The organism is Saccharothrix sabaoui (assembly GCF_051756985.1).
Classification (GTDB): domain Bacteria; phylum Actinomycetota; class Actinomycetes; order Mycobacteriales; family Pseudonocardiaceae; genus Actinosynnema.
Window position 1 is genome coordinate 1 of the sequence record NZ_JBPKJK010000329.1, and the last position, 1,390, is coordinate 1,390.

Consider the following 1,390-nt stretch of genomic DNA (forward strand, 5'->3'; position numbering starts at 1 on the left):
TTTGTGAGCAAGTCCTCGGCCTATTAGTACCGGTCAACTCCAGCCGTTACCGACCTTCCATCTCCGGCCTATCAACCCAATGGTCTCTTGGGGGCCTTAACCCACGAAGGGTGGGATACCTCATCTAGGAACGAGCTTCCCGCTTAGATGCTTTCAGCGGTTATCCCTTCCGAACGTAGCCAACCAGCAATGCCCTTGGCAGGACAACTGGCACACCAGAGGTCCGTCCGTCCCGGTCCTCTCGTACTAGGGACAGCCTTCCGCAAGTATCCTACGCGCGCGGCGGATAGGGACCGAACTGTCTCACGACGTTCTAAACCCAGCTCGCGTACCGCTTTAATGGGCGAACAGCCCAACCCTTGGGACCTACTCCAGCCCCAGGATGCGACGAGCCGACATCGAGGTGCCAAACCATGCCGTCGATATGGACTCTTGGGCAAGATCAGCCTGTTATCCCCGGGGTACCTTTTATCCGTTGAGCGACCACGCTTCCACAAGCCATGGCCGGATCACTAGTTCCGACTTTCGTCCCTGCTCGACCTGTCGGTCTCACAGTCAAGCCCCCTTGTGCACTTGCACTCGACACCTGATTGCCAACCAGGCTGAGGGAACCTTTGAGCGCCTCCGTTACTCTTTGGGAGGCAACCGCCCCAGTTAAACTACCCACCAGGCACTGTCCCTGATCCGGATCACGGACCGAGGTTAGACATCCAGTACGACCAGAGTGGTATTTCAACGATGACTCCACACTGACTGGCGTCAGCGCTTCACAGTCTCCCACCTATCCTACACAAGCCGAACCGAACACCAATACCAAGCTATAGTAAAGGTCCCGGGGTCTTTCCGTCCTGCCGCGCGTAACGAGCATCTTTACTCGTAGTGCAATTTCGCCGGGCCTGTGGTTGAGACAGTCGAGAAGTCGTTACGCCATTCGTGCAGGTCGGAACTTACCCGACAAGGAATTTCGCTACCTTAGGATGGTTATAGTTACCACCGCCGTTTACTGGCGCTTAAGTTCTCAGCTTCGCCCCGAAGAGCTAACCGGTCCCCTTAACGTTCCAGCACCGGGCAGGCGTCAGTCCGTATACATCGTCTTGCGACTTCGCACGGACCTGTGTTTTTAGTAAACAGTCGCTTCTCGCTGGTCTCTGCGGCCGAAAAATCCTAGCCCGCAAGGGGCTTCAAATCCCTCGGCCCCCCTTCTCCCGAAGTTACGGGGGCATTTTGCCGAGTTCCTTAACCACAGTTCGCCCGATCGCCTCGGTATTCTCTACCTGACCACCTGTGTCGGTTTGGGGTACGGGCCGCATGAACACTCACTAGAGGCTTTTCTCGGCAGCATGGGATCACTCTACTTCGCCTCAATCGGCTATGCATCACGTCTCAGCCT

1 rRNA gene is annotated in these 1,390 nt (G+C 56.4%); it reads right to left on the reverse strand.

From position 1 onward, the window contains the following. Positions 1 to 3: 3 nt before the first annotated feature. Positions 4 to 1,390 (reverse strand): 23S ribosomal RNA (locus ACR807_RS41650); the annotation flags it as partial.